The organism is Proteus sp. ZN5, from assembly GCF_011046025.1.
Lineage (GTDB): Bacteria > Pseudomonadota > Gammaproteobacteria > Enterobacterales > Enterobacteriaceae > Proteus.
Map to the genome: position 1 here is coordinate 3,128,440 of NZ_CP047639.1, position 26,047 is coordinate 3,154,486.

Below are 26,047 nucleotides of genomic sequence, written 5' to 3' on the forward strand. Positions count from 1 at the left end.
ATAAAAATAAATAATAAGAGTAAAAAATAATAAATTTAATTAATTCTTAATTTTATTGTTTAATATAAAAATAATTTTATTTTTATTCAAAAAAAAGCCCTATAACAATTAAAGTTATAAGGCTTATCGCAACAGAATAACTCTTATTGAGCTGCGGACATTTTTTTCATTTGTTCTAAAGAATCTAAAGCTTGTTTACAAGTGCTTTCTTGAACATCTTTAGGTAATGCAGCAAATTGCTCTTTAGCTTGAGCATATTGCGCTTTCATGGCTTCAGCTTGAGCTTTAGTTGCATCATTCTTTGCCATTAACTCAACGTAAGAGTCAGTTTCTTTAAAGTAATCTTCGCACGCTTTAGATAAATCAGCAGAAACAGCGACAGAAGAAATTGATAATAAACCCAATGCTAAAATAAGCTTTTTCATAAATATCCTTTAAGTATTGTTAACAGTTAGAAAGTAACTTCCATTATTTTTCTTAAGCCAGCATTATCTCAAAGAATAATAAAATAGGGATAAGCATTATCTTAATTAAAAAACAAATTCCAATCTAATAATGATTACTAAAATAAATAAAATCAAAATACGATAATTGAAATTAGTTTATGATTTTTAGTATTGATTAATAGATTTATTTATTCCTTTTAAATTAATATGTTATTATCACCTGCTAGTAATTTATTTTTTATAGTAACATTACCGTTTATATAGATAGTACTCTATAAAATGGCCACCACTGAATAATACAGGTAGAAAAATGGCAATTGATAGAATCGACTGGCATGCTTATGGTGATTTTCCAGATGATCTTCCTCCTGAAAATGGAGGTATACATATAGGATTCTATTTGACTTGGATTATTGAAAATAATTTAGAAAGTGAAGATCTACGGGAAGATGCAATTGATGAGTTAGAAATGGTACGTAAAAGAGAAATGGATGGTCTTGTATTTCTTATCCAAGTTTGCGACGAAAAATTTATTAGTGATGACTTGAGTGATGAAGGTTACGCTTTCACACAACATTATTATGAATCAGAAAATAATAGCTATTTCGAAGATTTCGAGCGTGTTTTAGCTCAAGGACTCTCTTCTTCATATTACGTTGAAAACTCATGGGATAATTATGACAAAATTGCACCAATAATTACAAATGCATATACAAAATGGAAAAAAGAAATAAATAATTAATTAAACCGCTTTCTAAAAATCAACTTCCATCTTCATTATTAGCAATAAGTTATTTAAATAATAATTAACTTATTGCCAATTAAATTAACACTCTTAAATTTTAAAACCTAATTTTACTCAGTTTATTAATTTTCACGTGATCTATATAAAAGAATCATACGTTATTCTTATATATAGTTGCTCCGTACTTAATAGGTTCTATTAGTCAGGGGAACTCCCCCGTCAACGGAGGCATTTGATGTCTATAAAATGGGTTTTAATCCTATCTGGAATTATTATTGGTGCTATTGCGTTACTTCTTGGTGTTAACGGAAATCCACCTAATATGGGTGTTTGTGTAGCTTGCTTTATTCGTGATGGCGCAGGAAGCATGGGTTTACATCACACTGAAACAGTTCAATATCTTCGCCCTGAAATATTCGGTTTTATTCTTGGTTCTTTTGCTGCTGCTCTTATCTTCAAGGAGTTTCAATCAAAGGCGGGTTCTGCACCTATTATTCGTTTTGCACTAGGTTTTCTAATGATGGCAGGCTGTTTAGTTTTTTTAGGTTGCCCATTAAGAATGGTACTTCGTATCGGAGCCGGTGATTTAAATGCTGTAATAGGATTAGTTGGATTAATAATAGGTATTGGTATAGGAAGCTTATTTATTAAAAAAGGATTTTCTCTCCCAAGAAATTATCGCCAATCTCCTATTGAAGGTTTTATTTTGCCTGCTATATGTATATTCCTATTTGCTTTATTCTTATGGAATAGTGATATATTCAATGCCAGTGTGAAAGGCCCTGGAGCAAGTCATGCGCCAGTGTGGATGTCTATCATCGCAGGTCTTATTATTGGTTTTATTATTCAGCGCACAAGGTTCTGTTTTATTGGAATGGCCAAACATGTATTTTTGTCACGAAATTATAATATGGCGTTTGGCGTAATTGCACTAACACTCGTTGTTCTTTTGGGTAATATCTATTTAGGTAAGTTTAATCTTGGTTTTGAAAATCAACCAATCGCCCACAATGATGGGTTATGGAATTTTCTCTCTATGGCGCTTGTCGGTCTATGTGGTGTATTAATTACAGGTTGTCCATTACGACAACTCGCTAATGCTGGTCAAGGTAACTCAGATGCAGCTGTAAGCGTCATGGGTATGTTAGTAGGAGCTGCGTTTGCACATAATTTCTCTTATGCTTCGAGCCCTGCTGGTGTTACAGATAATGGCAAGTTAGTTGTTATTATTGGTTTATTATTTGCTGTCATTGTTGCTGCTGTTTACACCTATGCTGTTAATAAAGCAAAAGATAATGGAATTAGTAAAAATGACGCATAACTACTTATTTCTTTTTCATGAGCAATACGCTGTAAAAAAACTTCAGCAGCAACTTCAACAAGATAATTTTTCCTCAAAAATTATTGATGCTCCACGAAAAATATCATCAGAATGTGAGTTAGCTGTATCCATTTATTTTTCTGATGATGAAATTTATAAACAGTATATTAATGATAATGTTAGAGCCGTTTATAAAATGAATTCAAATCATTTTGATTTATTTTGGAAAAATGAATTTTGATGTAGTACGTAACTCAATTATCATTTTTAGAACCTAGACAGTCAAAAGGCTACATCAGTAGCCTTTTCTTTATAAATAATACCATCTAGTTTATAGAGTTTTATAATCAAAAATAAATTATCTTTCTAAAAACAAAAAACCATCCATATTTTATATTGGATGGTTTCTGCATCTTTATGTATTTATAGAGTAATTATTTTTTATTACTCACTCTTCTTCCGGCGGATTTTTGAGGATTTGATGAATTTCCTCTTTCAGTTTTAATTTTTGTTTTTTTAGCTCAACAACCTCTTCACCATATCCTCTTCTATCTTTATGCTCTAATCTAACAATTTTATGGTCAAGTTCGTTATGTTGTTCAAAAAGAGCACGAAAATGAGGATCAGTCTGACGAAGTTTTGAAATTAAATCACGATATTCTGGAAACATAAATAGCTACCTTCCTTATTAATTGTGAATTAAATACTCTTATAATATTTACCCAAACTGATTAACCTGTCATTGTCTTTATGTTAAAAACAAGACCAATATCAATTAATATTTTTAATTTTAAAAATAACTTAATATTTTTATATTATACACTCTCAGTATAGTTATGAATTTCAATACGTAGGGGTATATAAAACTGTAAATCTACTTAATCCAAAAATTATAAAATAATGATAAATACTTATTCATTTATCTCTTCAAACCAAACATCTTCATATCCGTCTCTATCGATAATAAAATTATATCCTTCAGGTAGATAAAGGTAATTTATTACTTCAGGTAGTAATTCTTCCAAATGCTCTGTATGCAATGGTTGATAAAAGTCGTCCTTTGCGCAATATTCCTCACAATAAAAAAACCAACTTATAGCACCACTTTCTGATCGCTTTATGCGTGTTCCATAAATGGGATTCCCATTTAGGTTATCTAAAGCAATTGCTACCATTTCTTCTGGTTTTTGAGGTAAAACACCATGTCTTTCACACATTATTTTCTGTTGTTCAGTAATAAATAATTTATTGTTTTTATTCATGTTGTATCTTTAATTTTGTAAAAAACATTCTAAAAAAGAGTTTATTAACACTTGATTATAATCAGCTTATGGTTATCTACCAAGTATTGATAAAGAAAAACAAGGCTTCTTCTATTCACATAATAAAAAGTAAAAAATAAGTAAATCGACGATGTTTCACTCGTTTGAATAGAATGAAAAAACGCCAATTTGCCTTAAAACTGGACGACATAAAGCACAAAAGCATTTTTTACTAAAAAAAAAGCATTTATTGTTAATTTATAAAATGAAAATTCACTACATTTATACTGATCTCTAATAGTTTTATATACCCATCTATTTGAGTCACTAAGCCCAATGCCGCCACATTGGGCTTTTTTATTAACAATCGCTATTGATGTCATTTTTTTCATTGTAATAATTTAATCTCTTTAACTTTACTTAAACATCTAAAAGTTATAACTAATTGATTTTATGAGAATTAATTATTCAAAAACATTTTATTACGCTAATATCATTTAAATAATAATGGTGATGCAAGTAACCCTACGACAATAGAAACCAAGCCATGCAGTGTTAATGCTATTTTAATTCTCACTATATTAACGTACTCTTTTTTACGATTATCTAACCATTCATTTAATGCAATAAAAAAACAGATAAAACAATAAATTCCCGCACCAAAAATAATAAAAGCTGCTGTTATGGCTCTGGATAAACTTGACCAACCACCTGAATTAGAATGTGAGCTTAATTCATTATAAATAAGCAACCCTGCAACAACCAATGCTCCCACCCAAAATGCCATTAATATTCCCTTTCCTACCACTTTATTTTCAGTTTTATTAGTATCCATACTTATTACCTTAAAATTAAATATATATAAACTATAATCCATTATTACTGTTACCACTTTATTTTATAGTATAAATAATAAAATAATGATGCCGACTAAAATCCTTCTTATCGGCATTAACAACTATTTATTAGGTGAGTTATCTTGCTCTTGTAATTTAGCAAGTGCTAATTCTTTCATCCAATCTGCAAGTAGTGGTGCTGTTTTTATTGAATCCAATAATGCACGTTCTTTTTTCGTTAAACGAATAACAATAACTTCTGTTTTCATCGTAGACATAATAATTTCCCATTTATAAAAGAGAAAATATTGGCATAAAACAGTAACAGAACGGTCTGACTTACATGCTTTTACAAAATCATCATTTAAAGATGGGTAGCAATGCCCTATTGATAGGATATTTGCGATATAGTTCGTTGTTTATTTTTAGGAAAAACATTAACATATTTACGGTAAACTAGAAAAAAAGATAGGTATCATTTATGTTTCTAAATCCCAAAAGAACCGTAAAAGCCAATGTAAGAAAAAGAGACTCAATTTTTCCTGGTTTGGGAACAACATACAGAATTAGTCTTTCTGATGATGGACCATCACCGCAAGAAATTCAAAAAAGAGAATTTAATAAGTTTACAGATAAAGCAGTCGATGAAGTCTCTACAATGATTGGTTGTTTTGAAAGATCAGAAAAAAAAAGTAAAAACCCTAACTCTGATAAACCACTACATTTTGAGAAATTAGATAGTGAATTCCTTAGGCTTACTGTATCATTTTTTCAAACTATTCAAGAAATTAAATATTCTGGTGACACAAGTCAACATGCAAAGAATAGAATTACCACCTCATTATTTGGAATAACTCGCTGGTTAGATAATAAATATCCATCATGGAATAGTGAAAGAGCTGAAGTAGAAAGAAATAGTAAAGAAATTGAAAAAAGAGTTAAAAAAGAATTCAGAGCAAAAAGGTTTTATAAAACAAAATTTGTCATTTTAGCCCTTGCCACTTTTTGGGTTCCCTTTATTTTTTGCTGGTTTTCTCTACAAAAAAAATATCCTAAATGGTTTAAAGTCATCAGTTTCTTATGGGCTATATTTGTTGCTATTTTAGTATACAGAACACCTAAAACATAATAGCTATTTATTATATTACTCTCTTATCTTTACCTTATGGTGTTTTTCAATAAAAAAACACCATAAGCCAAATAACTCATCTAAGATATATTATTCCATATAATAAATAATTATATTTTTCTTTAATAAAATTAATCTTAAGGGAGATTATATTCTAAATATATTTTTTTAAGGTTATTTAAATTGATAAAAAAAGCAAACAACATGATCATTAAGAATAATTTAATAATTTTTATACAATAAAAAATAAAAAAGGTCATTTTTTATGCTTCTGAATAAACATTTTAGTAAAAACATTATTACTATAAGTATATTATCTTTCTTAGCTAGTTCAGTTTATGCCAAAGAAAATAGTACAAATGACATTCGTCTCTCTAATAATGAAATTACATCTAATTCAATTTATAGCAATAAAACAAGTCTTTATATAGATACAAACCACAAGATTCAAAATATTACTCTTGAAGATGAGGCAATATTACGAATGTATGGTGATAGTCTAGCAACAGGTACAATCGTTAAAGATGATGCCAATATTAGTATGTATATTGATAGTATAAAAGGTGTAGGTATTCCCACTATTAAAGATACTATAGTAACAGGCACGAGTAATATTGATATGGGTGCAGGTTCATCATCTATAGGTAAATTATTTATAGATAAAAATGCTGAATTATATATTGATAATATTGATACTGAAACTACTGATGTATCCAAAAATGATCCTGTTCCTTCAGCTAAAATCCTTATAGAAAATTTAACACTAGCAGGTAAAACATATATTGTACCTTCATGGAACGAAATTTATGGTGATGATGGTGATGCCCCTAGGCCAGAAAAACCGGGCCCAGAATTAATCACTCATATTAACAATTTAGAAATGCAAGCTGGTAGCCAGCTTGAAATGGATCATTATGCTTCTGGCATGCAATTTAATCGACTTGAATTAAAAACACTCACTGGTGAAGGTACTTTTATTTTGAGTAGCCGCTTAGCCGATGGTTTGAGCGATAATATTTATATTTCAGATCATGCAACTGGGCATTTTGGATTAAAAATAAATGATAGCGGAGAAGAGATCTCTGATCCTAAAAATGTTCAATTGGTTTATGTAAATAGTGGTGATGCTAATTTTAATTTGCTAAATAAAGGTGGCAATGTTGAAGTTGGTGTTTGGAAGTATAAGCTAAATAGTAAAACTAGTGATGGTCACACAGAGTGGTATCTTGTGGGCGGAAGAGATGGAGAACCTGATACCTCTAAACAGCCTGATACTTCTAAACAGCCTGATACCTCTAAACAACCTGATACTTCTAAACAGCCTGATACTTCTAAACAGCCTGATACTTCTAAACAGCCTGATACCTCTAAACAGCCTGATACTTCTAAACAACCTGATACTTCTAAACAGCCTGATACTTCTAAACAGCCTGATACTTCTAAACAACCTAATGTTAGTCAACCTATGTTAAGCAATAGCGCTCAAGCCGTTATTAATATGGCCTCAGCACCACAGCACATATTAAGTATTGAAACGAGTACTTTACGCCAAAGAATGGGTTTCTCACGTGGAAATAATAATGATCTCGGTGTATGGGTTCGCTACTTAAACGATAATTCTCATTTTAACGATAAAGATTATAGTCAATTCCATTCTAATTTAAATGGAATGCAAATTGGTATAGATAAGAAAATAGCCATAAATAATGATCAATTGCTATTTGGTTTAATGACTTCTTATACTAAGAGTAAGATCAAATCCGAAAATATTAATAATGGTGATATTAATAGCTATGGTGGTGGTATCTATTTAACTTGGCTTAATCATTCAGGTTTTTATGTAGATTCTTTATTTAAGATGAATCACCTGCATAATGAAATCAACACTAATATGAATGAAGGGAAAAAAGTTAAAGGAAATTACAATCAAAATGCGGTTACAGCATCAACAGAAATCGGTTATCCAATTGAATTCACATCTGAATTCAAACTCACACCATATAGCCAGATCCTTTATTCTCATATTGGTAAGTCGAATTATATATTAGATAATGGCATGAAAGTAAATATCCACAATGCTGATAGCTTAAAAGGTGAATTAGGAGCCACATTAGAGAGTAATTTACTGATTGCAAACCACAATGTTAAGCCTTATATAAAAGCAGCAATATCTCGTGAATTTATTAAAAGTAATGAAATAGAAATTAATAACATATCATTTGATAGTCATTATGCTGGAAATATTGGTAAATACGGCGTTGGTTTAAAAACTAATATTGGTAATGATGCTCTTTTTTATACTGAAATAAACTATCAAAATGGTAATAAAATAGAAACTCCAATATATTTAACCGCAGGATTTAGAATGAGCTTTTAATAATTTTATTTTGTAAAATAATCACATAAAAACCTCATTATTTAGTGAGGTTTTTTCAGTTTCATATCAGTCTGTTTTTGCTAATATCAACTCAAAACCTAAAGCATTTGTTTTCTTAAAAATTACAGCATTTCCAGTTTCATAAATATTACCGTGAACAATTTTAGTACAAACCTTTATTTCACCTTCGCTTTCATCATTTACTTTTATACCCGAACATGATCTGCTTCTTTCCACGTATAAGTAACTAGATTTATAGCTACTTATCTCTCCACCAGTAAAATAAACAATATTAGAAAGTATGATATATTCACTAATTTGTTCTGTTTGGCGCTGGCTATGGTTGATTGCACTTGTGGAATTTGCCGTATTTAGCGTCAAATCAATATTCAACCTACCTAATGCTCCCGCCATAAATTCAATCCTTGGTATGAGCACCACGAAAACAAACTTTCACACTAAATAAATGTAATATTCCTTGTTATTTGCTATTGATTTAATTATTGATAAACTAAAATTTCGAATAATAGAGGGGGTTTTATGAGACTTATTCTGGCGTTATTACTACCTTGGTTACAATTCTTCACGATTGGCCGCCCATTTGCTGGCATTTTTTGCCTTATCCTACAAATCACCTTAATCGGATGGATCCCTGCGGCTATCTGGTCGGTTTATGCGCTTTCTCAATACAATACGGATAAAAAAATTGAGAAAATGTCTCGCGGCGGTTAACGATTAAGCCCCACTGATGTGGGGCTATCGATTAGCTAATACACTCTTAGTGGCGTTATCCCACACCTCTTCTTCAATGATTTTCTTCTTCCACATCGGCATAAAATCCATTAATTCTGGTGGAGGCATTTTCGGATCACTGGTGACCACCTTCAAGTGGGTCGATTTTGGGCATCTTCCTACCATCGGAACCTCCCAGAAAAAAACTTTTCATTTCGCAGGTGTGCACACAAATGAGGGCCTAGGTAATCAGGGCGAAAGTGCCTGAACTTTTACCCCTCACCCCCTGTATTTCATGGTGTTATTGATGCCATGGTAAGGCTTTTGAGCTCATCCATATCAAGATTTGCTAGCTCTGCTTGAGGTTTTGACTCTTTCTCTACTAAGTCTAGTAGCCAGCGTCAAAGAGCTTTAGCAATATCAGTTTTAGAGAGGATACAGACCAAATGAGCACCTCTAGCCGAAAATATCCGCACTCTTTTATTTTGCATCTCATTGTTTTTATTACCAACGGTCAAATTGCCCTTCTGAGACATGCCATCGGTAGCCAGCTATAACTGACTTCCTCTAAGGCTCATATCAAAGTGATTGGATTCAACGTTTTCGAATTGCTCTGTGAATGAGCGATGAAATGTGTATAAAAAAGCCACCAGCGATTAACTGATGGCCTTTATAGCAATATTCTATCTACCATGATCCTTTAATGGACTTTTATTCAAGGAAAATATAAAAATTACTTTGATTATTAACAGGTTGGCTGAGTGGATATTAGTAATATTAGTGAGAGCCCAAACTCACAGGGTTATTTTTATAGATTAAAAATCTCGCAATGATGCCAAATATATTTAACCCACTATATTTTAATCAAAAACATTATTAATAATTGAAGTGACTATCGCTGTACTTAATGCGATCAATACCAAATCATTTCCAACAATGCGCCATTCGTAACCAGGATAGTAAGGTAATTGGCTAAGCATTTTTTCAGGAACCATTTTCTTCGCAATACCAGGAGGCAATGGCTTTCCTCTTACTAAATTTTTAGCAATACCTGGAGGGAGTGATGAATATCCAGTAAATCCACCATTCAACGCAATTGCTCTGGCCTCATTATAAGATAAAGAAATTGAGAAGGAGGTTTCATTATCAAAGTGATTATTTTGTGATTTATTATGCCATTTATTTGGCTTTTCTCCTTGATATCCTTTATTTTGACCTCTTCCATGCCCGTTATCTGGATCAGCATAAGAAGAAACAGATATCATCGACAAACCTATAATCACTAACAATAAGTTACTTATTCTAGAAAGAATACCCATGTTTATGACCTCAACAATTAATTTTTCACAGAATATCCTTCGAGTTACACAACTACCATAAGTAATACTCCTAGAAAAAATAACTGACGGGTGTCATTGTTGCTAACTTAGTTGCGAATACATAACTAAGTCTTTTTTTATTTCAAACACTCCTGCCTTACATAATCCTGTAACCCTTTAATCATTTGCTATAATTCTGCAATTCGTTCTCTGAGTAACCAATAATTTCTGATAATGGTGTCAGTAGGTCAAGCGGTAGTTGCATAAGCCAAGCTGGTCGAGGCGTGGTTGTAACTTTTGGACACTCGGCCTTGATATACTCCTGCTCAGGATGATGCTCACTAATATCACGCAAGCAACTAAATTAGTTGTATGAGTTGTTGATTTTCACCATCAGTCGTATGGATATTCGCAGTTAAAATGATAAAGGTATTCTTTTCACTGTCTGTTTCTGAGGCATAGTGAAAACTAAACTGTAATTTGCTTATCTCTTTTGACATAACATTTACCAATTTATTTTAGTTAATAAGGTACTGACTCGCAGATCTTGTGTAAACGGTATAAGTGGGTGTCGATTCTGTGGTCGGCGTAGACGGAAAGGCTACAAAGTAACCTTATTTTATTTAGTGCTGAATATATTAATGAGAATAATTATCATTAGCTTTGTATCAAATTGACAGGTTTGATACAAATTAGTACGACATGACTTACACCACTTCTTGCGTTTATTTTATATGCCGATATGACTCCTAGCGTATCGGCATTTTTTTATTTTGTGTTGGATAGTTCTTTCATACTTGTAATTTAGATATCTATGATCGAATCCAACCTAATACTGTTATGATTTAAGGGTAAAGCTATTCAGACAGTCCGCACAGTGCCAAGAGCGGATGTTGTTTAAACATGAGCTAGTTATGTGCTACAAGGATACTTTTGTATCACTAAATCGATATGTTCTGACCTTCTGCTTTAATCAAACAGGACACTTTAATAATGGAATATAATCCAATTATGTGCAGATATTATTAGTTGGACGATTTACATTTTGTGTTAGTTGTTCCATGTTTGGCGTTAATGTATTCAATTTGGTCAAATCAGCTTATTGAAGCTTATATCTAGGCAATTTATTGCTTAAAACGGATGGTATATATCCTTATTCATTCAAACTGCAGGTTCGTAGGCCCCAGCCAGCCGGGTCACATACCGATGTATGTTCCCTGTCTATCTTCCCTTGCCGTATTCCGGCATAAACTCTGAATGTAGGCTTAATACGGTTTCATCCTGAGCTGTTAGCTGCAACTTGAAAGCTATAGGGTATATGGTATCGTACGCGTCAGAAATACCTTTAAGAGAGCCCTTCACGGTGGAAAAAAAGAAAACCTTCCTGCAGCAAAAAAGCGGCTTGCACCCGCGTAACCGTCATCGCTCACGCTATGATTTTCCGGCGCTGATCGCCAGTTGTCCTGCACTGGAGCCGTTCGTCAAGCCGAACGCTTGGGGCGACATCTCGATAGATTTTGCCGATCCTGCGGCGGTTAAAATGCTCAACCGTGCATTACTGCAACATTTTTATGGCATTGAACACTGGGACATTCCCGCCGATTATCTGTGCCCGCCGATCCCCGGGCGTGCCGACTATTTACACCATCTGGCCGACCTGCTGGCGACCAGCAACGGCAGTGAGTTCCCTCGCGGTAAAGGCGTGGCGATCCTTGATGTGGGTGTTGGTGCCAACTGTATTTATCCGATTATTGGCCTGCGTGAATACGGCTGGCGTTTTACCGGTTCGGAGATTAATCCGATATCGCTCAATTCGGCCAAAATGATCGTGGAGATGAATCCGACACTGAGAAACGGCGTGCGCCTGCGTTTACAAAAACACCCCGAATGTATTTTGAACGGCATCATCGGCGTGGCGGAGAAATTTGATGCCACACTGTGTAATCCACCGTTCCACAGCTCTGAACAGGAAGCGCAAGCCAGCACCCGCCGCAAACTGCACAAACTGGGTAAAGGCGAAGTAGCCGACACGCCGGTACAGAACTTTGGTGGCAAAAATAAAGAGCTATGGTGTGAAGGCGGTGAAGAAGCCTTTGTGCGTAAAATGGTAGAGGAGAGCGTTAGCTTGGCGCAAAACTGCCTGTGGTTCACCTCGTTGATTTCTAAAAGCACTACCTTGCCTTCGATTTATCGCGCGTTGAAGCTGGTGGGTGCGGCCGAAGTCCGTACCATTGAAATGGCGCAGGGGCAAAAAATCAGTCGCTTCGTGGCCTGGACTTTCCACGACGCACAACAGCAGGTCGCTTGGGCGACAGAACGCTGGCGTTAATTTCCCTGGTGCCGGTTATTTAACCGGCACCGATAAACCTTCGCATTTCCCTTTAAATTTCTGTACGTTGCGTTATTCTCAATATGTCTTCCAATACTAAAAATCTTAAAAAAGTTATTTATTCAAATAACAATACTTACCTTACTTAATTGATATTTTAATCCGGTATATATACCCAATGTAATTCAAGCTGCAGGCTGAGCGCAGCCAACGAACCTACGGTTTGAATGAATAAGGGTATATGATCACATCATAGACACACTAAGGAAGATGCATGGTTCAGAGGAAATCATTCAGGCTTGAAATGACGCAAGGAGCAGCTTGTTTGAGTATACATTTCATGAGCCTCCTTTCCTCCCCCCTGTTTTAAATGACGGGCAGAACTGGCAACCTCATAATGTCGCAGTACTCACTGCGGCATTATTCATCGAATCCGTTTCTGCTAAAATCTATCGTACTTGAAGAGGTTCGGAAGTAATTCACTGTCAAACAGCTTAGCCAGCCCCCAATTATTGGTGCTTAGAATTATTCGTAATCCTCTATCAACAACGAGAACATCAGGTGGGGGCTGGGTAATATAAGTGGCAGCGACAGTGTATTGATAACCTGTTTTTTGGTCAACTTCATCATTTATGCCTAATTTCGCAGTTGTGCACACAATTATCCCCGACAAAAACAATTAAGGCTACACACAATGCGTAGCCTTAATCTTATTTACGTTATCTAACCCAATTAGCTTTTATCTTTATTTTCTATCGCTATTGTTTGCCGTTTTTCTTCTTCAGGCAACTCGTACTCAATAGCAATAGTCAGAAGCCCACTTGATAAATCCGCTTTATCTATTTTAACATTTTTACCGAGGTCAAACTGCAATGTAAATTGCCCTTGAGATATGCCTCGGTGGAGCCATTTATCATTGTCTTCTTCTGATTTTTCTTCTTTTTTCCCTTCAATCAATAAACGACTTCCTTTTAATGAAACCGATAAGTCATTTTCTTGATATCCAGGCACACTCACTGTCAGTTCATAGTGGTTATCATCAATCTGTTTCAGGTTATAGGTCTGAATTGGTGATGCAATTGGCTTACTGCCTGTTAACTGACTAAACAGGCGATCTATCTGATCAAAACGATTTGAAAGTAAGTTGTCAGATAATGTTGGGAATAATGAAAAAGGTTTAATGTTAGGCATATAACTCCTCCTTCAGTATTTAGTGAATTATGGGCGCTATCTTATTTACCCAAAATATAAATATGAACGAGCAAGTATTTTTCAAGCCCTAAAATCTAAATTTTTTATCTTTAACCAATATAAGATTGTAGATAGCAAAAAACCCCGCCGAAGCGAGGTTTTGTATATTCAACTATTTAATGCTTAACTCATTTGTGCTGTCATCACACTTTTGCAAAAGATACATTTTGCGCCGTGTGGATTGTTCACTGTGACATCAAATTGTGATGTTCTATATTGTGAACTGCTACAACAAGGGCATTTAAAATAGAGGCGAATAGTAATAGCGCCTTTAGAGAGCCACCACGTTGCCTGCTGCTGGGCCTTTCATACCATTTTCCATGGTGAATGAAACTTGTTGACCTTCAGCTAATGTTTTGAAGTTATCACTTTGGATTGCAGAGAAATGTACGAATACATCTTTGCTGCCATCAGCTGGAGTAATAAAACCAAAACCTTTACCTTCATCGAACCATTTTACTGTACCAGTCATTGTATTAGACATAGAATTTCCTTTAATTTATTTAATTTGCCATAAGGCATGTGCGGTTTGTTTTGTATTTTTACTTATGGGAATTAATTAGAAGGAATTCACAATGAAGAGGTATCAAGGATAACGCTAAACGGGAACAACTTTAAACTTACTAACATAAATAGGTCTGTACTTCCAAACCAGTGACGCTATTAAGCCATAGAAAAATTCAGATAGCAAACTTTATTTTTTAGCGGTAAATCAGCTTAAGTAGACCTATAAAAAATACAACCCCGTTATACTCACGAGGTTTTTAATAGATAAACCATGTAACATCAGAACCATCACCAACACAATATATTGTGCTTTGTGATTACGCAAGACTATAAATGTGGTGTTTTCTAATTATTTTATCCATATCTAATTTTACGTTATCAACCGATAAACATCCTTCAATAAATCCTTCCGCTGTCTGCAATCGTTTAGCCACTTCGTTATGAGAAATACCGAGTTTCGAAGCCATTGAGCGTAAAGGATAATTTTTCACATAGTACATAATAACCAACTGAAACAAGTAACTATTATTTACCTTTAAATGTAATACCGCTTTATTGATTTTTAAGCCATCATCATCTGAACATTGCTCTCGGCTTCGTCTTGAACTTGGAATTAATCCTTTAAAACCTGCGGCAATTGATGAGTAATCGATACTATTTCCCTCATTAGCTGACCACGCTCCCCAACGCGATAAAACTTCCTGCATATCTCTCATATTTAGACTCCCCGTGCCGTACACACGTTAAACCAATGCTCCCATTCCTAATGAACGGTTTAGAAAAGAAAATAACAATTCGATTTGGTTACCATAATTGGCTTCCCATAATTTCGGAACACGATACAACTCATCATGATTTGCCGACATAATGGAAACATGGTGAACAAGTCACGCCAAATACGTTAACCACAACGTTTAAAAAGGCGAGAAATAAAACGGATATTGATTGGGGAGAAGGAACACCTGCAACATTTCACGAACAACGATCTTTATCTGAAAGGTTATATAGAGCACAAGGTGTAAATACTAAAGATTTACTCGGTCATAAGAACCAAATTCAAACAGATAAATATCATGATGATCGAGGAAAAGATTGGATAAAAATCGTGATTTAATTGCTCAAATTTCAGATGGTTTTGATAATTCGTTTTGATAACTTTTTGATAACCATTTCAAGATTGACAATCATAACCACCCGTAAAACGGGTGGTTTGCTCTTGCCCTATAAGGGCTTGTTACCGACTGCGCCTAAATGACGCTGCTTTCTCTTCGTTCAAGCTAAGTGTCTTTGCTACTTTGGCTTACCCCTTGAAGGGGTTTTCATATTCTTTACTGCTCAATTTATCCGAGATTAAATCCGACTTTTCTTGCTCTCTGATATACTTTTGAATTGTGGCTTCATTGAGTCCAACTGTTGTGACATAGAACCCTTCCGCCCAAAACTTTCTGTTGCCAAATTTATATTTGAGATTGGCATGTCTATCAAAGATCATCAACGAACTTTTACCTTTCAAATATCCCATGAAACTTGATACGCATATCTTCGGTGGAATACTCACTAACATATGAACATGATCTGGCATAAGATGCCCTTCGATTATTTCCACACCTTTATATTTACAAAGGTCTCGAAGGATTTCACCTATACTTGAACGAATTTTATTAAAAATCACTTTCCGTCTATATTTCGGCGAAAAGACGATATGGTATTTACACAGCCACTTTGTATGTGCTGAGCTTTGTGCTTTAATGCCCATAAACACCTTTCCTTATTTAAGTTACGAATATTAGCTTGAACATCTATATCGTAACGGAAAGGTGTTTTTCTTGGTATAACCTTTAATACCCACCCGCATAGCGGGTGGTTTTATATTTAAGACGCTGACGCGACTTAAACTGGCTAAAGCCCATAATAAAAAACGGGAACTAATAAGCTCCCGTTAACTATTTATCAAATCAACAATTACATGTGTTTGATAATTGCGTCACCAAACTCGCTACATTTCAGCAGTTTAGCGCCTTCTAACTGACGCTCGAAATCATAAGTTACGGTCTTAGCGGCAATCGCGCCTTCCATACCTTTAATGATTAAGTCAGCCGCTTCAGTCCAGCCCATGTGGCGTAACATCATTTCTGCGGAAAGAATGATAGAGCCTGGGTTAACTTTATCTTGGCCTGCATATTTTGGTGCTGTACCGTGTGTTGCTTCAAATAAAGCACACTCATCACCAATATTTGCGCCCGGAGCAATACCGATACCACCTACTTGAGCCGCTAATGCATCAGAAATATAGTCACCATTTAGGTTCATACATGCGATTACATCGTACTCTGCTGGGCGTAACAGGATTTGTTGTAAGAATGCATCTGCGATAACATCTTTAACGATGATCTCTTTACCTGATTTTGGATTCTTGATTTTAACCCAAGGACCGCCATCTAATAATTCACCACCGAATTCTTCGCGTGCTAACTCATAACCCCAGTCTTTAAAGGCACCTTCGGTAAATTTCATAATATTACCTTTGTGTACCAATGTAACTGAATCACGATCGTTATCGATAGCGTATTCAATCGCCGCACGAACTAAACGCTTAGTTCCTTCTTCTGAGCAAGGTTTGATACCAATACCGCAATCTTGTGGGAAGCGAATTTTGGTTACACCCATTTCATTTTGCAGGAATTTAATAACTTTATCAGCTTCTGCTGAGCCTGCTTTCCACTCAATACCTGCATAGATATCTTCTGAGTTTTCACGGAAGATAACCATATCGGTTAGTTCAGGTTGTTTAACTGGGCTTGGAGTGCCTTTATAATAACGTACTGGACGTAGGCAAATATAGAGGTCTAGTTGTTGACGTAATGCAACGTTTAATGAACGGATACCACCGCCAACAGGGGTAGTAAGAGGACCTTTAATAGAAACACGATATTCACGGATAAGATCTAAGGTTTCTTCTGGTAGCCAAACATCTTTACCATAAACCTGCGTTGATTTTTCGCCAGTGTAGACTTCCATCCACTCAATCTTACGTTCTTTGCCGTAAGCTTTCTCAACTGCTGCATCAACAACTTTTAACATTGCTGGCGTGACATCGATACCGATACCGTCCCCTTCGATATAAGGGATAACCGGATTATTTGGAACAACAAGCTTACCTTTAGCATCTAGTGTAATTTTAGCGCCATTAGCCGGAACAACTACTTTGCTTTCCATTTACCTCTCCTTTCATGTAAGCGCACGCTTTGTTAATTTTTTGTAAGAGACCTGTCAATACTACTTGATTATTCAGCTAACGCCAATCGCTTCTCTTTTAAGGTATAATCAATCTCCCATTTTTTACAAAAATTAACTATGGCAAATCAACTTAAAAATAGCGCTAAATCAAGAAACCACTACACTCCATCAGCACAAAGAAAACCTGTGCGCCCAAGAGGTGAGCGTAAAGTCCTTATCTTCAACAAGCCCTTCGATGTTCTTGTGCAATTTACGGATGAAAATGGCAGAAAAACACTAAAAGATTTTATTCCTATTCGTGATATTTATGCGGCAGGACGATTAGATAGAGACAGTGAAGGACTTTTAGTCTTAACAAATGATGGGAAGCTACAAGCAAAATTAACACAACCGGGTAAAAAAACAGGAAAAATCTACTATGCTCAGGTTGAAGGCATTCCAAGTATGGCTTCATTACAACAATTTCGAGATGGATTAGAGCTTAAAGATGGCAAAACATTGCCAGCACAAGTCGAAATAGTTGAGCAACCCGAATGGTTATGGGAGAGAAACCCTCCAATTAGAGAACGCCAAACTATCCCGACAACTTGGTTAAAAATAACGTTATTTGAAGGCAAAAACCGTCAAGTAAGACGAATGACGGCTCATGTTGGTTATCCAACATTGCGTTTGATCCGCTTTAGTATGGGAAATATTACATTGGATAATTTATTACCTGGTGAATGGAAGGAGATTGATTTTGTTTAAACCTCATGTGACTGTCGCGTGTATCGTTCATGCACAAAATAAATTTCTCGTTGTTGAAGAAACGGTCAATGGAAAAGCAACATGGAATCAACCAGCTGGACACCTTGAAGCCAATGAAACACTTATTCAGGCTGTTCAGCGTGAATTATGGGAAGAAACAGGATTAACACTTCCTGTTCAACATTTTCTTAAATTACATCAATGGATTGCGCCGGATAAAACCCCTTTTCTACGTTTTCTTTTTCTTATTGAGGCGCAAGAGCAATTTGAAACGCAACCTCAAGATAGCGATATTAATTGTTGTCTCTGGGTCAGTGCTGATGAAATTATTCATAGCCAGCAACTACGTTCACCGCTGGTGAGGGAAAGCCTGTTATGTTATCAACAAGGTGAACGCTATCCCCTCTCTATCTTGAGTAGCTTCGGAACTCCCTTTAACTAAATAATAGAAAAGGAAAAAACAAAGCATCAAAAACAGAGTAAGACTTGATGCGTCTGTGTAAGTGATATGGTAAAGTATGGCGCTTATTTTTCCGCAGTGAGATCCAGTCATGTCAGATAACAGCCAAAAAAAAGTCATCGTAGGAATGTCCGGTGGCGTAGATTCATCCGTCTCAGCCTATCTTCTTAAGGAACAGGGATATCAGGTCGTTGGTCTGTTTATGAAGAACTGGGAAGAAGACGACGATACAGAATATTGCTCAGCCTCTACCGATCTTGCCGATGCGCAAGCCGTGTGTGATAAGCTTGGTATTGAGCTTTATACCATCAATTTTGCTGCTGAATATTGGGATAATGTTTTTGAACACTTTTTATCCGAATATAAAGCTGGTCGTACCCCAAACCCAGATATTCTGTGCAATAAAGAAATAAAATTTAAAGCATTTTTAGAATATGCAGCTGAAGATTTGGGTGCTGATTACATTGCAACGGGTCACTATGTTCGTCGTCGTGATATTGATGGTAAAAGTCAATTACTTCGCGGTGTTGACAATAACAAAGACCAAAGCTATTTCTTATACACATTAAGTCATGAACAAATTGCACAAAGCCTTTTCCCTGTTGGTGAAATGGAAAAACCTGAAGTCAGAAAAATTGCTGAAAAGCTTGATTTAGCGACAGCAAAGAAAAAAGATTCAACAGGTATTTGTTTTATCGGTGAACGTAAATTTACCGATTTCCTATCGCGCTATTTGCCTGCAAAACCCGGCGCTATTGTGACTGTTGATGGTGAGACTATTGGTGAGCACCAAGGTTTGATGTATCACACATTAGGTCAGCGTAAAGGTTTAGGTATTGGTGGTACTAAAGATGGCGGAGAAGATCCTTGGTATGTGGTTGATAAAGATGTTGAGAACAACATTCTTGTTGTCGCTCAAGGTCATGAACATCCAAGATTAATGTCTGTCGGTCTAATTGCTCAGCAGTTACATTGGGTATCAAGAGAGCCTATAACTGAAGCTTTCCGCTGTACTGTTAAAACACGATATCGCCAACCTGATATTGAGTGTACAGTAACACCTCTAGGTGAAGATAAAATTGAAGTCCGCTTTGATTACCCTGTTGCTGCTGTAACTCCGGGACAATCAGCCGTCTTTTATCAAGGCGAAGTCTGTTTAGGTGGCGGGATCATTGAAACACGTATTCAGGAGTAGATGTGGCTAAAGATTTTCGTGATATAACACTTGCATTGGCAGGTATCTGCCAAGCAAGTCGTCTCGTTCAACAAATTGCTTACCAAGGTAGTGCGAACGAGAACGATGTTGAAGTAATGGTTAACAGCGTTTTTAATCTCAACCCAACTTCAACACTAGATGTTTATGGCAATCAAATCAGCCACTTAAAATTAGGTTTTCAAACACTGAAAGCCATTCATCAGGCGGTAAGAAGAGAAAAGCTAACGCTTGAATTGATGACTTATCAGCAAGGTCTAATCAATCTAGAGCGTCTTATCAATAGAAATGATGATTACAGCTCTCATTTATCGCAAAAAATTTCTCAATTAGAGCGCCAAAAAAGTTATTTCGAACCAATGTCTGAAGGTGTATTTAATGCACTTGCAGGCGTTTATGTTGATGCCGTTAGCCCTGTTGGCCCACGCATTCAGGTTCATGGCTCTATTGATCTGTTAAAGAACCCTATTATTCAAGCTAAAGTTAGAGCGTTATTATTAACTGGCATTCGTAGTGCTGTGCTCTGGCGTCAAGTCGGTGGTCGTCGTTTTGATTTTTTACTACATCAAAAGACTATCCTACGACAAGCTGATGATTTTCTCGCTCAATGTTAATACTTTAAATTCAACCTGGGAGTTGCCAACAATGGAATTATCTTCGCTGACAGCGATTTCACCGATTGACGGTCGTTACGGTAGTAAAACTTCGTCGTTACGTTCTATTTTTAGTGAATTCGGTCTTCTGAAATTCCGTGTACAGGTAGAAGTTCGCTGGCTGCAAAAGCTGGCATCTTGCGCCGACATTAAAGAAGTTCCAGCCTTTGAAAAAAACGCAAACGATTACCTTGATGCGATTGTTGCTAACTTCAATGAAGAAGATGCAGCTCGTATTAAAACTATCGAGCGCACCACTAACCATGATGTAAAAGCCGTAGAATATTTTTTAAAAGAAAAAGTGGCGACCATCCCTGCTTTACATCAGGTTTCTGAATTTATTCACTTCGCTTGTACTTCTGAAGATATTAATAACCTGTCTCATGCCATTATGTTGGAAACAGCGCGTCAAGAGATCTTATTACCAGCATGGCGTGAAATTATTGACACCATTAGTAAAATGGCTCAGGAATACCGTGATTTACCATTACTTTCTCGTACTCATGGTCAACCTGCAACACCGTCTACAATTGGTAAAGAGTTTGCTAACGTTGCCTACCGTATGGAACGCCAATATCGTCAACTAACACAAGTTGAGATCTTAGGTAAAATCAACGGTGCAGTGGGTAACTACAATGCTCACTTAGCTGCATATCCTGAAGTAAACTGGCATCAATTTAGTGAAGAATTTGTCACTTCACTGGGTATTACATGGAACCCATACACCACTCAAATTGAACCGCACGATTATATTGCTGAGCTTTTTGATTGTATTAGCCGCTTCAATACTATCCTGATCGATTTCGACCGTGATATTTGGGGTTACGTTGCACTGAACCACTTTAAACAAAAAACGATTGCGGGCGAAATTGGCTCATCAACTATGCCTCACAAAGTGAACCCAATTGATTTTGAAAACTCTGAAGGAAACTTAGGGTTAGCAAATGCAGTTATGGGACATCTTTCTAGCAAGTTACCAGTTTCTCGCTGGCAACGTGATTTAACAGACTCAACGGTACTGCGTAATTTAGGTGTTGGTGTCGGTTATGCGCTGATTGCTTATCAGTCAACCATGAAAGGTCTTAATAAACTTGAAGTGAATGAAAATCATCTTCGTGAAGAATTAGACTGCAATTGGGAAGTGTTAGCTGAGCCGATTCAGACTGTAATGCGTCGTTATGGCATTGAAAAACCTTACGAAAAACTGAAAGAGCTTACTCGTGGTAAACGCATCACAGAACAAGATATGGCCGTTTTCATCGATGGTTTAGAACTACCGGAAGATGAAAAAGTACGCTTAAAAGCAATGAAACCTGAAAGCTATATTGGTTTTGCAACTCAACTTGTTGATAAGTTAAACTAATTTCTCTCTCTAAAAAGGCAGATAATTTCTGCCTTTTTTTATAACCAAAAAACAAAGAAAACTATCTATAACTTAAACACATCACTGGATACAGTATTTTTTAAGCGATAGATTGTCTATGATGAGCCCATGTTTTTATATGATAGTTTGACTATCATTTCCTATATTTATTTTACAACAGTGAATTTTTGCTGATTGTACTCAAGGTGGAATAATGCGGATCTTAATTATTGAAGATAATATCTTACTTCGCCATCACTTATCTGTGCAATTTCGTGATGCTGGACATCAGGTTGACGCAGCAGAAGATGCCAAAGAAGCAGATAATTTTATAGCAGAAGGTACACCTGATGTTGCCATTGTGGATTTAGGATTGCCAGATGAAGATGGCATTAGTCTTATTCGTAGATGGCGAGAAAATAATATTACCCTACCAATCATGGTCTTAACGGCGCGTGAAAGTTGGCAAGAAAAAGTTTCAGCATTAAATGCAGGTGCTGATGACTATGTGACAAAGCCCTTTCATTTTGAGGAAATTGTTGCACGTATTCAGGCATTAATGCGAAGAAACATGGGAATTGCATCACAAACTCTCGCTATCGAACCTTTTGAATTGGATTTATCACGTAAAGAGTTCATGATTTCAGGAGAACAAATTAAGTTAACCGCATTTGAATATACAATTTTAGAAACATTGATGCGTAATCAAAATAAAGTTGTTAGCAAAGATGCATTAATGCGCCAGTTGTATCCAGATGCTGAATTAAAAGAGAGTCATACTATTGATGTACTGATGGGCCGACTACGTAAAAAAATCTTAGAAAAATACCCTGATGACGTGGTAGTTACAGTACGCGGACAAGGATACCGTTTTGATATGAAACCTTAATATGCAAAAAAAACAGCGCTCTCCACTCTCATTACGAACTCGCTTTTTACTTGCAACTAGTGCCATTATTTTGGCACTTACACTCTCTTATGGGTTAGTTGCTATTGTCGGTTCGATTGTCAGCGTGGATAAAACCACTTTTATGTTGATGCGTAGTCAAAGTAATCTTTACTACAGCTTAGCGCAGTGGGATAAGAGCAAGCTGAATATTGAGTTTCCAACAAATCTTAATAATAACAATACCTCGCTGGTGGTTATTTTTGATGATAAAGGCAGTGTATTATGGACGCCGCCTGACTTACCGAAAGCGATCCCTGATAGCATTAAACATAAATGGCGCCATGAAGAAGGCCTATTTGAAATCTCTGTTGATGTCAAAACAACACGTTTAATGTTAAAGCAGTTACCGCAATATCGTGTTTATCTCAAACGTCTTGACGAATATTCCAATAATGAGTTTTTAACTCACTCTGTTGTGATTAATCATTATCCTGCAACTGATAATATGCCTTATATGGCAATCGCAGTTATCGATCCGATTCCTCAACGTATGCAAAAAGTCAGTCAAGTTTGGGATTGGTTCTTATATATCATTCTTGCGAATCTATTTTTAGTTGTACCCTTAATTTGGTTGGCTGCACATTGGAGTTTAAGTCCTATAAAACAAGTTATTGTGCAGATCAGTGCATTAGAAAAAGGGACTCGTAATGATTTGGATGAAAATCCACCAACCGAACTAAAAGGCTTAGTCCGAAATTTAAATGTGTTATTGCGTAATGAACGCAGTCGTTACAGTAAATATCGCACAAGTTTATCTGATCTCACCCACAGCTTGAAAACGCCACTTGCCGTATTGCAATCAACGTTACGCTCTTTACGCTCAGGTAAGCAGATGACGATAGAGCAAGCTGAACCAATTATGCTCGACCAAATTGAACGAATTTCACAACAAGTAGGTTATTACCTACACCGTGCATCCATTCATGGTGATCACGATATTACCACGCGAAAACTCCATTCATTGTCAGGATTGCTTGATAATCTTTGTAGTGCATTAAGTAAAGTTTATCAGTCAAAAGGCGTAGATTTAACACTCAATGTCTCCCCTGAAATTATGTGGTTAGGTGAGAAAAATGACTTTATGGAAATCATGGGTAATATTCTGGATAACGCCTGTAAATATTGCTTAGAATTCGTTGAAATCAATGTTAGCAATAATGAAAGCAGCGTAATGATTATTGTTGATGATGATGGTCCGGGTGTCAGCCCTGAAAAAAGAGAAGCTATTTTCCAGCGAGGAACTAGAGCAGACACACTACGCCCGGGGCAAGGTTTAGGCTTATCTATCGCGGTAGATATTATTGAACAATACAGTGGCGAAATTACTATTACGGATAGTCCTTTAGGTGGTGCTCGTATCACCGTAACCTTTGCTGAGCAGCAACTTACCACTGAGCGTGAATAATCATTATTGATAAGAAACTTCTTTCTTTTTTTCATTACCGCCAAATATACGGCGTTATGTATGATATCTGTTCAGTTATTATCGTGTTACTCGCTATTACTCACATTGCTCAAAGGAATGTTTAGCAGGAAGTTAGAATTCATTATACTATGGCTTCAGGCTTCCCGAATTCAGGATATACACAATGGACTATAAACTTAATTTAGATTGGCAATCATTTCTCGAAAGCCATTGGCAAAAACGCCCTTTATTAATTAAAAACGGCTTCTCTCGTTTTGTTGATCCTTTATCTCCTGACGAACTTGCTGGTCTTGCAATGGAAGATGAAGTAGATAGCCGTCTTGTTAGCTGTCAAGACGGACAGTGGGGAGTCAAACACGGGCCTTTTGAGCACTTTGAAGGACTTGGTGATAAAGATTGGTCTTTACTTGTACAAGCCGTCGATCACTGGCATTTTCCTAGTGCGGCATTAATGAAGCCATTTCGTGTGTTACCCGATTGGCGCATTGATGATTTAATGATCTCTTATTCTGTTCCCGGTGGTGGTGTAGGCCCACATCTCGATCAATATGATGTCTTTATTATTCAGGGACAAGGTCGTCGGCGCTGGCGTGTGGGTGAAAAAATCCCAATGAAACAACACTGCCCTCACCCTGATCTGCTTCAAGTTGATCCTTTTGAAGCAATTATTGATGAAGAATTAGAACCGGGTGATATTCTTTATATCCCACCTGGATTCCCACATGAAGGCTATGCGATTGAAGAGTCGCTAAACTACTCTGTCGGATTCAGAGCACCTAATGCTCGTGAACTTTTCAGTGGTTTCGCTGACTATGTGTTAGCAAATGATTTAGGCAGCTATCGTTATAGTGACCCAGATCTAACACCGCGTGAGAACCCAGCATTAGTGCAACATCAAGAGTTAAATAAACTTCATGACATGATGGAAGATTTACTTGCGCAGCCAGAAGTATTCCGTCATTGGTTCGGTGAGTTTATTTCTCAATCTCGCCATGAGCTTGATCTCGCAGTTCCAGAACCTTTATATGAAAATGCAGAAATTCACGATTTACTGCAACAAGGTGAGCAACTTCATCGTTTAAATGGTCTTCGTGCATTACGTGTTGGCGATAACTGTTTTGTAAATGGCCAATTGATGGATACTGATCATATAGAAGCAGTGGATGCACTTTGCCAATATGATTATATTGATAAACAACACTTGGGCGATGCATTAGCTGATCCGAAATTTGTGCGTTTATTAACTCAGTTAGTTAACCAAGGTTATTGGTATTTTGAAGATTAATTATTGCTAATTTTCAACAATAAGTAATGAGCCCTGCCATATTAATGGTAGGGCTTTTTTATTATTAGATATTTTATATATCTATTATTTTAAAACTTAACGAATTAAATAATTTATCGCTTCTTTTAAAAGTAGTCTTGTATTACGAAAGAGAAAAGGAATAAAAACAAAAAATGTACTTTGTAAGAAAAAAAGTAATAACGTATGCTTACTATTTGTTGCATAAAGAGAAAATGAGATTAAATAAGTTATCAGAAAATAGCTAGAAATAATAACAAATGACTGTCTATCTGATTTTTTAATCACGTCTCTTTTATAAGAGTTCCGTTGTTCTTCTATTATTGGCGTTAGTAATTTTCCTGTTATGGTTTCCATTCAATATCCTTATATTATATTTATTCATCTCGCTGTAATTATAAGAGATATTCAATGGAATCAATTTATTAAGGAGTTATTAATA

32 protein-coding genes and 3 pseudogenes are annotated in these 26,047 nt (G+C 36.0%); 16 read left to right on the top strand and 19 right to left on the bottom strand.

From position 1 onward, the window contains the following. Positions 1–143: 143 nt before the first annotated feature. Positions 144–425, bottom strand: a complete 282-nt coding sequence (locus tag GTK47_RS14495; RefSeq protein WP_165124390.1) for a DUF5339 domain-containing protein — start codon at positions 423–425, stop codon at positions 144–146. Between the two features lie 331 nt (positions 426–756). Between GTK47_RS14495 and GTK47_RS14500 the strand changes: the two genes are divergently transcribed. The 3 genes from GTK47_RS14500 (at position 757) to GTK47_RS14510 (ending at position 2,753) form a co-directional block, all read left to right on the top strand. Then, the gene (locus tag GTK47_RS14500) at positions 757–1,188 is read left to right on the top strand and encodes a hypothetical protein (protein ID WP_165124393.1); all 432 of its coding nucleotides are present in this window, start codon (positions 757–759) and stop codon (positions 1,186–1,188) included. Positions 1,189–1,426: 238 nt separating this feature from the next. Next, positions 1,427–2,512, top strand: a complete 1,086-nt coding sequence (gene yedE / locus GTK47_RS14505) for a YedE family putative selenium transporter (RefSeq protein WP_241256034.1) — start codon at positions 1,427–1,429, stop codon at positions 2,510–2,512. After that, the gene (locus GTK47_RS14510) at positions 2,487–2,753 is read left to right on the top strand and encodes a putative Se/S carrier-like protein (RefSeq protein WP_165124401.1); all 267 of its coding nucleotides are present in this window, start codon (positions 2,487–2,489) and stop codon (positions 2,751–2,753) included. The genes yedE and GTK47_RS14510 overlap by 26 nt, the downstream gene beginning before the upstream one ends. A gap of 207 nt (positions 2,754–2,960) precedes the next feature. Here the strand turns inward: GTK47_RS14510 and GTK47_RS14515 are convergent, their stop codons facing one another. From GTK47_RS14515 to GTK47_RS14530, 4 genes are all read right to left on the bottom strand, one after another. Then, positions 2,961–3,182 carry a DUF465 domain-containing protein gene (locus GTK47_RS14515; protein WP_075672624.1) on the bottom strand — a complete coding sequence of 74 codons (222 nt, stop codon included), beginning with the start codon at positions 3,180–3,182 and terminating at the stop codon, positions 2,961–2,963. 241 nt (positions 3,183–3,423) lie between these two features. Then, on the bottom strand, positions 3,424–3,774 hold the full coding sequence (locus tag GTK47_RS14520; protein ID WP_165124404.1) for a hypothetical protein: 351 nt from the start codon (positions 3,772–3,774) through the stop codon (positions 3,424–3,426). A gap of 493 nt (positions 3,775–4,267) precedes the next feature. Further along, complete coding sequence (locus GTK47_RS14525) at positions 4,268–4,609, bottom strand: hypothetical protein (RefSeq protein WP_165124407.1); 342 nt, start codon at positions 4,607–4,609, stop codon at positions 4,268–4,270. A 123-nt stretch (positions 4,610–4,732) separates the two neighbouring features. After that, complete coding sequence (locus GTK47_RS14530; protein WP_165124410.1) at positions 4,733–4,888, bottom strand: hypothetical protein; 156 nt, start codon at positions 4,886–4,888, stop codon at positions 4,733–4,735. A gap of 203 nt (positions 4,889–5,091) precedes the next feature. Here GTK47_RS14530 and GTK47_RS14535 point away from each other — a divergent pair, with 203 nt between their 5' ends. Both GTK47_RS14535 and GTK47_RS14540 read left to right on the top strand, forming a co-directional pair. Continuing rightward, positions 5,092–5,739 (top strand): hypothetical protein, encoded by a 648-nt coding sequence (locus GTK47_RS14535; protein WP_165124413.1) that lies wholly within the window; start codon positions 5,092–5,094, stop codon positions 5,737–5,739. Between the two features lie 265 nt (positions 5,740–6,004). Then, positions 6,005–8,116 carry an autotransporter outer membrane beta-barrel domain-containing protein gene (locus GTK47_RS14540; RefSeq protein WP_165124416.1) on the top strand — a complete coding sequence of 704 codons (2,112 nt, stop codon included), beginning with the start codon at positions 6,005–6,007 and terminating at the stop codon, positions 8,114–8,116. A gap of 66 nt (positions 8,117–8,182) precedes the next feature. On the opposite strand, the gene GTK47_RS14545 is transcribed toward GTK47_RS14540, so the two are convergent. Then, on the bottom strand, positions 8,183–8,530 hold the full coding sequence (locus tag GTK47_RS14545; protein WP_165124419.1) for a hypothetical protein: 348 nt from the start codon (positions 8,528–8,530) through the stop codon (positions 8,183–8,185). 126 nt (positions 8,531–8,656) lie between these two features. On the opposite strand from GTK47_RS14545, the gene GTK47_RS14550 reads away from it, so the two are divergent. Then, on the top strand, positions 8,657–8,848 hold the full coding sequence (locus tag GTK47_RS14550) for a YqaE/Pmp3 family membrane protein (RefSeq protein WP_004242485.1): 192 nt from the start codon (positions 8,657–8,659) through the stop codon (positions 8,846–8,848). 24 nt (positions 8,849–8,872) lie between these two features. Here GTK47_RS14550 and GTK47_RS14555 read toward each other — a convergent pair whose 3' ends face one another. From GTK47_RS14555 to GTK47_RS14565, 4 genes and pseudogenes are all read right to left on the bottom strand, one after another. Next, the gene (locus GTK47_RS14555; RefSeq protein WP_165124422.1) at positions 8,873–9,034 is read right to left on the bottom strand and encodes a DUF4035 domain-containing protein; all 162 of its coding nucleotides are present in this window, start codon (positions 9,032–9,034) and stop codon (positions 8,873–8,875) included. Between the two features lie 674 nt (positions 9,035–9,708). Then, a complete protein-coding gene (locus GTK47_RS14560) occupies positions 9,709–10,167 on the bottom strand; it encodes an anti-virulence regulator CigR family protein (protein WP_109409333.1) in 459 nt (152 codons plus the stop codon). A 188-nt stretch (positions 10,168–10,355) separates the two neighbouring features. After that, positions 10,356–10,555: pseudogene (locus GTK47_RS20690) on the bottom strand (lysis protein); the annotation flags it as partial. Further along, entirely contained in the window at positions 10,527–10,667 is a 141-nt protein-coding gene (locus tag GTK47_RS14565; protein ID WP_165121740.1) for a hypothetical protein, read from the bottom strand. The gene GTK47_RS14565 and the pseudogene GTK47_RS20690, both read right to left, overlap by 29 nt. Before the next feature lie 863 nt (positions 10,668–11,530). Between GTK47_RS14565 and rlmF the strand changes: the two genes are divergently transcribed. Continuing rightward, positions 11,531–12,496, top strand: coding sequence for a 23S rRNA (adenine(1618)-N(6))-methyltransferase RlmF (rlmF, locus tag GTK47_RS14570; RefSeq protein ID WP_206535861.1), 966 nt, complete (start codon positions 11,531–11,533; stop codon positions 12,494–12,496). A gap of 442 nt (positions 12,497–12,938) precedes the next feature. On the opposite strand, the gene GTK47_RS14580 is transcribed toward rlmF, so the two are convergent. The 6 genes and pseudogenes from GTK47_RS14580 to GTK47_RS20635 all read right to left on the bottom strand — a co-directional run bounded on the left by GTK47_RS14580 (position 12,939) and on the right by GTK47_RS20635 (position 15,120). Continuing rightward, positions 12,939–13,154, bottom strand: a complete 216-nt coding sequence (locus GTK47_RS14580) for a hypothetical protein (RefSeq protein WP_165124431.1) — start codon at positions 13,152–13,154, stop codon at positions 12,939–12,941. Between the two features lie 74 nt (positions 13,155–13,228). After that, entirely contained in the window at positions 13,229–13,687 is a 459-nt protein-coding gene (locus GTK47_RS14585) for an Hsp20 family protein (RefSeq protein ID WP_165124434.1), read from the bottom strand. Between the two features lie 201 nt (positions 13,688–13,888). Then, positions 13,889–14,011, bottom strand: a pseudogene (locus GTK47_RS20550) (cold-shock protein); the annotation flags it as partial. 7 nt (positions 14,012–14,018) lie between these two features. Then, a complete protein-coding gene (cspA, locus tag GTK47_RS14590) occupies positions 14,019–14,231 on the bottom strand; it encodes an RNA chaperone/antiterminator CspA (RefSeq protein WP_006537195.1) in 213 nt (70 codons plus the stop codon). A gap of 340 nt (positions 14,232–14,571) precedes the next feature. Further along, positions 14,572–14,970: an antiterminator Q family protein gene (locus tag GTK47_RS14595; RefSeq protein ID WP_049219743.1), complete on the bottom strand. Its 399-nt coding sequence runs from the start codon at positions 14,968–14,970 to the stop codon at positions 14,572–14,574. A 27-nt stretch (positions 14,971–14,997) separates the two neighbouring features. Continuing rightward, positions 14,998–15,120, bottom strand: a complete 123-nt coding sequence (locus GTK47_RS20635; RefSeq protein WP_277603096.1) for a hypothetical protein — start codon at positions 15,118–15,120, stop codon at positions 14,998–15,000. Positions 15,121–15,125: 5 nt separating this feature from the next. On the opposite strand from GTK47_RS20635, the pseudogene GTK47_RS14605 reads away from it, so the two are divergent. Continuing rightward, positions 15,126–15,368 (top strand): annotated as a pseudogene (locus GTK47_RS14605) (tyrosine-type recombinase/integrase); the annotation flags it as partial. 186 nt (positions 15,369–15,554) lie between these two features. On the opposite strand, the gene tnpA reads toward GTK47_RS14605, so the two are convergent. Beyond that, positions 15,555–16,010, bottom strand: a complete 456-nt coding sequence (gene tnpA / locus GTK47_RS14610) for an IS200/IS605 family transposase (RefSeq protein ID WP_165121832.1) — start codon at positions 16,008–16,010, stop codon at positions 15,555–15,557. A gap of 206 nt (positions 16,011–16,216) precedes the next feature. Beyond that, positions 16,217–17,470, bottom strand: a complete 1,254-nt coding sequence (icd, locus tag GTK47_RS14615; RefSeq protein WP_006537208.1) for an NADP-dependent isocitrate dehydrogenase — start codon at positions 17,468–17,470, stop codon at positions 16,217–16,219. A gap of 138 nt (positions 17,471–17,608) precedes the next feature. Between icd and rluE the strand changes: the two genes are divergently transcribed. The 8 genes from rluE to GTK47_RS14655 all read left to right on the top strand — a co-directional run bounded on the left by rluE (position 17,609) and on the right by GTK47_RS14655 (position 25,587). Then, positions 17,609–18,238, top strand: a complete 630-nt coding sequence (rluE, locus tag GTK47_RS14620) for a 23S rRNA pseudouridine(2457) synthase RluE (protein ID WP_165124437.1) — start codon at positions 17,609–17,611, stop codon at positions 18,236–18,238. Further along, on the top strand, positions 18,231–18,680 hold the full coding sequence (locus tag GTK47_RS14625) for an NUDIX hydrolase (protein ID WP_165124440.1): 450 nt from the start codon (positions 18,231–18,233) through the stop codon (positions 18,678–18,680). Before rluE ends, GTK47_RS14625 begins: the two co-directional genes overlap by 8 nt. A 109-nt stretch (positions 18,681–18,789) precedes the next feature. Next, the gene (mnmA, locus tag GTK47_RS14630; protein ID WP_165124443.1) at positions 18,790–19,893 is read left to right on the top strand and encodes a tRNA 2-thiouridine(34) synthase MnmA; all 1,104 of its coding nucleotides are present in this window, start codon (positions 18,790–18,792) and stop codon (positions 19,891–19,893) included. Positions 19,894–19,895: 2 nt separating this feature from the next. Then, the gene (gene hflD, locus GTK47_RS14635) at positions 19,896–20,525 is read left to right on the top strand and encodes a high frequency lysogenization protein HflD (RefSeq protein WP_075672654.1); all 630 of its coding nucleotides are present in this window, start codon (positions 19,896–19,898) and stop codon (positions 20,523–20,525) included. Between the two features lie 31 nt (positions 20,526–20,556). Beyond that, the gene (gene purB, locus GTK47_RS14640) at positions 20,557–21,927 is read left to right on the top strand and encodes an adenylosuccinate lyase (RefSeq protein ID WP_165124446.1); all 1,371 of its coding nucleotides are present in this window, start codon (positions 20,557–20,559) and stop codon (positions 21,925–21,927) included. 214 nt (positions 21,928–22,141) lie between these two features. Then, positions 22,142–22,816, top strand: a complete 675-nt coding sequence (gene phoP / locus GTK47_RS14645) for a two-component system response regulator PhoP (protein WP_165124449.1) — start codon at positions 22,142–22,144, stop codon at positions 22,814–22,816. A 1-nt stretch (position 22,817) separates the two neighbouring features. Further along, positions 22,818–24,281: a two-component system sensor histidine kinase PhoQ gene (gene phoQ, locus GTK47_RS14650; protein ID WP_165124452.1), complete on the top strand. Its 1,464-nt coding sequence runs from the start codon at positions 22,818–22,820 to the stop codon at positions 24,279–24,281. Between the two features lie 184 nt (positions 24,282–24,465). Continuing rightward, positions 24,466–25,587 carry a cupin domain-containing protein gene (locus tag GTK47_RS14655; protein ID WP_088493168.1) on the top strand — a complete coding sequence of 374 codons (1,122 nt, stop codon included), beginning with the start codon at positions 24,466–24,468 and terminating at the stop codon, positions 25,585–25,587. A 96-nt stretch (positions 25,588–25,683) separates the two neighbouring features. Here the strand turns inward: GTK47_RS14655 and GTK47_RS14660 are convergent, their stop codons facing one another. Then, positions 25,684–25,962, bottom strand: coding sequence for a hypothetical protein (locus GTK47_RS14660; RefSeq protein WP_165124455.1), 279 nt, complete (start codon positions 25,960–25,962; stop codon positions 25,684–25,686). Positions 25,963–26,047 lie beyond the last annotated feature (85 nt).